Below are 4,193 nucleotides of genomic sequence, written 5' to 3'. Positions count from 1 at the left end.
GCTGCTTGAGATCGTGCACGATCGGCTCCGGTCCCTGGCCGTGGCGTATGAACAGCCGCAGCTTCCCGCTGGGGTCGAATACATAGCTGCCCGCCGAGTGGTCCATGGTGTAGTTGGACGGCGACGTACCCGGCACCTTGGCGTAGAACACCTTGAAATCCTTGGCGATCTTCTGCAGCGCGGCATCGTCAGCCGGGCGCATGCCCAGGAAACGCGGGTCGAAAGCCGGCACGTATTGCGCCAGCAAGGCCTGCGTATCGCGCTCGGGGTCGACGGTCACAAACAGCACCTGCACCTTGCCGGCATCCGGCCCCAGCTGCTCCATCACCGCCTTGAGTTCGGCCAGCGTGGTCGGGCAGACATCCGGGCAATGCGTGTAGCCGAAGAACATCACCACCGCCTTGCCCTTGAAGTCGGCCAGCGTCCGCACCTTGCCGTTGTGATCGGTCAGGACAAAGTCCTTGCCGAATTCGCTGCCGCCGGTGATATCGACGTTCTTGAAGGATGCCCGCGGCTGGCCGCAAGCAGCAAGCAGCAGGGAGCACAGCGCCAGCAGGAAGAACCTGCGGAAGCTCGCGAAGGTGGGCAGGAGGCTTGGAGGAAGGCGGTTTGGCATGCGGATTCAAGGAGTTCTGACGGCCCGGAACAGCCCGGAGAGAGTCCGGGCACGGCAAGGTCACATTGACGGATTACAGCAGTATCGCCGATCGGGGCCGCCACGCGCTCACGCCGCGACAAGATGTCGCAAGCCGTGGCGCGGATTCCGTTGCCGCCGCGGGCCGCTCAGGCCTGCGGCAGGAACTTGAAATAGTGATCGATCAGCAGCGCGGCGAACAGCAGCGAGAGATAAAGGATCGAAAAACGGAAAGTGCGCTGCGCCAGCGCATCCGAATAGTTGCGGAACAGCTTCAGCGCGTACGCCAGGAAAATGCCCCCCAGGACCAGCGCGGCCACCAGGTAGATATAGCCGCACATGCCGTACACAAAGGGCAGCAGCGTGGCCGCGATCATGATCAGGGTGTACAGCAGGATGTTCAGCAGCGTGAAGCGCTCGCCGTGCGTCACCGGCAGCATGGGCAGGCCCGATTTGGCATAGTCGGCGCGGCGGTACAGCGCGAGGGCCCAGAAGTGCGGCGGCGTCCAGGTGAAGATGATCAGCACCAGGAACCAGGCCTCGGCCGGCACGTCGCCGGCCACGGCCGCCCAGCCCAGCGCCGGCGGCATGGCCCCGGACAAGCCTCCGATCACGATATTCTGCGGTGTGGCCGGCTTCAGCAGAATGGTGTACACCACCGCGTAGCCAACGAAGGTGGCGACCGTCAGCCACATCGTCAGGTCGTTGGTATACACATGCAGCAGCCACATCCCCGCGCCACCCAGCACGGCGGAAAACACCAGGGTCTGCGCCGTGGTGATTTCGCCGGTGGCCGAAGGGCGCCAGGCGGTGCGGCGCATCAGCGCATCGATTTTTTGTTCGACCAGGCAGTTAATGGCGAAAGCCGCGCCCGCCAGCAGCCAGATGCCGGCGGCCCCACCGATCAGCACTGGCCACGGCACCATGCCGGGCGTGGCCAGGAACATGCCGATGATGGCGCAGAAGACGGCCAGCTGCGTCACGCGTGGCTTGGTCAGGGCGGCGTATTGGCGGACCAGGTGACGAACCCGTCCGAAGGGATGAGTGTGGGTAGCTGTAACCACTGGGGAGTTCTTGTCTTTCATGTGGCGCGCGCGGCGGCCGGCACGTCCGTGGCAATGTCTGCGGACCGGGCCGCGAGCCCTACATTGTAGTTGAGGCGGACCAGCAGCAGCAGCAAGACCGCCGCGCCGCCGTTATGCGCCACCGCGGCCACCAGCGGCCAGTCGAACACGATGTTGGAAAGCCCGGTGGCCAGCTGCAGCACCAACATGCCAAGCAGCCAGCCGGCGCTGCGCGCCAGCCCGGCAAAACGGCGCGCCTGCAAGCCGAACCAGGCCAGGAAGGCCAGCACCACGAAGGCAAAGCCGCGATGCACCCAATGGATCGCCACCAGCGCGGCGTGGGGAATGTAATCGCCGTCCGCGGTCATGCCGAGCTGGCGCCACAGGGTGAAGCCGTGGCGGAAGTCCATCTCGGGCACCATCTGGCCGTTGCACAGCGGGAAATCGGTACAGGCCAGCACCGCGTAGTTGGTGCTCACCCAGCCGCCGAGGAATATCTGCAGTACCAGCAGGGCCAGCGCAACGCGCGCCGGCCAGCGCAGCGCCCCGGCCGCGGGCGCGATCGTCCCCCGCGGATCGTTGCGCGAGCCGAGCCAGATCAGCGCCGCCAGCAGGCTCATGCCCAGCATCAGGTGCGTGACCACGATGATGGGCTGCAGCTTGAGCGTCACGGTGAAGGCGCCGAAGGCGCCCTGCACGCACACCAGCAGCAGCACGCCGGTGGCAAACCAGGGCGACTGCCTGAGTTCGCGGCGCTTGACCCAGGCCAGCACCATCAGCGTGATGATCAGTACGCCCACCGCCATGGCGAAGTAGCGGTGGATCATCTCGATCCACGCCTTGGTGATGGTGACGGGCCCGCTGGGCAAGGCAGTCTCGGCGGCACGGATCGGCTCCATGGCCGAATGCGGATTGGAGTGGCCATAGCATCCCGGCCAGTCCGGGCAGCCCAGGCCCGAGTCGGTCAGCCGCGTGAAGCTGCCGAACATGATCAGGTCCAGCGTCAGGAAGGCGGTGATCCACACCAGCTTGCGGTATTTGTTGCGGTCTCCCTTGACCAGTACGTAGCTGAGAGGGAACAGCGCAATCAGGACGCCGATGATGGCGAGTTGGAGCAGCATGCGCGTCTCACCCGATATGAGAGTACTTGAGCAGCTTCTTCAGGTCCGAACTCATTTTCTTGGGGTCTGGATCCTTGGGGAAGCGCATCATCAGGTTTCCCAGCGGGTCTACCAGGAACAGGGTGTCCTCGATCCGGGCGCCAGGCTCCGCGGGCAGCCATTTCTGCAGCGCGGCGCGGTCGGCGCGCAGGAAGCGCACCCCGGCGTAGGGCTCATTGTAGGCGGCCGAAAGGCGGGCATCGATCGGGCCGTCGTCGCTGACCAGCCACACCGGCACGATGCGCTCGCGGTCCTGGCCCTGGCCCGCGCGGATCTGGCGGATGGTGAACAGTTTCCTGGCGCAGGCTTCGTCGCAGGCCGCACCGTCGGCCGATACCAGCAGCCACTTGCCCTTGAAACTGTCGAGAGGCACCGACTCCGCACGCTCGTTGCCGACCTGCGCCGCCGGCATGGGGCGCTGCGGCTCGATCAGCGTGCCGTAGTTGGTCTGCCCGCCCGCCGGCCGGAACACGTAGTAGGTCAGGTAGGAGGCGATCACCGGCGAAGCGCACACCAGCAACAGCAGCAGCATCTGCATGCGGCCGCGGCGGGTGCGGGCATCGATGCGCGGATCTTGCGGCGCGGCGCGGGCGGCCTGGGCCGAAGCGGGATCTGGTTGTTGCATGGCGTTTCGTCGGTCTGTCGGTCTGTCGGTCTGTCTGTCGTTATCAGCGGCGGCGGTCATCTGACCGCCACGTTCCATAGGGGTTCGCTGCCGGGTGCGTGCCGTATCGCGGGCTAGCCCGCCGGCGGCCTCAGGCCGCCATGCGCGCCGCGCGCCGCCAGCTCAGCGTCACCAGCAGCACCAGGGTCAGCGCGGCCAGCCCGAACCACTGGAAGGCATAGCCATAGTTGCGGTCCGCACCGCTATCTGCCGGCGCCCAGTCGCGTTCGAGCCCGTCGCCGCTGTCGTTGCGCTGCTCCAGCACAAAGGGCTGCAAAGGCACGCCGAGTTCCCTGGAGAAAGCGGCAAGATCCACATTCTGGCGGATTTTCCGGCCCGCCTCCGCGCTAGCGCCCTGGCCCAGGCTGAAGACTCTGGGCACCGTGGAGAGCGCGGTACCGTCCAGCACCACCTCCCCCCCGGGCGTCGGGAACGGTGCGATGCGCGTACGATCCTGAGCGTCGCGGGGCAGCCAGCCACGCAGCACCAGCACCGCCGGCGCGCCAGCATCTTCCGTCGCGACGCGCAGCGGCGTCAGCACCATGAAACCGGCACGGCTGTCGGTTCCGTTGCCGTGGGGGCGATTGTCCAGCAAAACGGTGTGGTCTGCATCGAAGCGGCCGCGCACGCGGACCCGCCGCTCCGCCACCTGGCCCTCGACCAGGGTACGT

The 4,193-nt window shown here is 66.5% G+C and carries 5 protein-coding genes; all 5 read right to left on the bottom strand.

The features are described 5' to 3' along the window. On the bottom strand, positions 1-616 hold a 616-nt coding region (locus tag P3W85_RS02700), incomplete at its 3' end, for an SCO family protein (RefSeq protein WP_276263637.1). Positions 617-783: 167 nt separating this feature from the next. Continuing rightward, positions 784-1,719, bottom strand: a complete 936-nt coding sequence (locus P3W85_RS02695) for a heme o synthase (RefSeq protein ID WP_035813375.1) — start codon at positions 1,717-1,719, stop codon at positions 784-786. Then, a complete protein-coding gene (locus P3W85_RS02690) occupies positions 1,716-2,819 on the bottom strand; it encodes a COX15/CtaA family protein (RefSeq protein ID WP_017228165.1) in 1,104 nt (367 codons plus the stop codon). Before P3W85_RS02690 ends, P3W85_RS02695 begins: the two co-directional genes overlap by 4 nt. 7 nt (positions 2,820-2,826) lie before the next feature. Continuing rightward, on the bottom strand, positions 2,827-3,483 hold the full coding sequence (locus P3W85_RS02685; RefSeq protein WP_276263636.1) for an SCO family protein: 657 nt from the start codon (positions 3,481-3,483) through the stop codon (positions 2,827-2,829). 130 nt (positions 3,484-3,613) lie between these two features. After that, on the bottom strand, positions 3,614-4,193 hold a 580-nt coding region (locus tag P3W85_RS02680), incomplete at its 5' end, for an SURF1 family protein (protein ID WP_276263635.1).

This window comes from Cupriavidus basilensis, assembly GCF_029335485.1.
Taxonomy (GTDB): Bacteria; Pseudomonadota; Gammaproteobacteria; order Burkholderiales; family Burkholderiaceae; genus Cupriavidus; species Cupriavidus basilensis_E.
Note: the sequence above shows the minus strand (reverse complement) of the source record. Positions and strands in the feature narration are given on the sequence as shown.

Excerpts from the sequence above, each read along its gene's own strand:
- P3W85_RS02695 (WP_035813375.1), bottom strand. The coding sequence starts at position 1,719 with ATGAAAGACAAGAACTCCCCAGTGGTTACAGCTACCCACACTCATCCC.
- P3W85_RS02690 (WP_017228165.1), bottom strand. The coding sequence starts at position 2,819 with ATGCTGCTCCAACTCGCCATCATCGGCGTCCTGATTGCGCTGTTCCCT.
- P3W85_RS02685 (WP_276263636.1), bottom strand. The coding sequence starts at position 3,483 with ATGCAACAACCAGATCCCGCTTCGGCCCAGGCCGCCCGCGCCGCGCCG.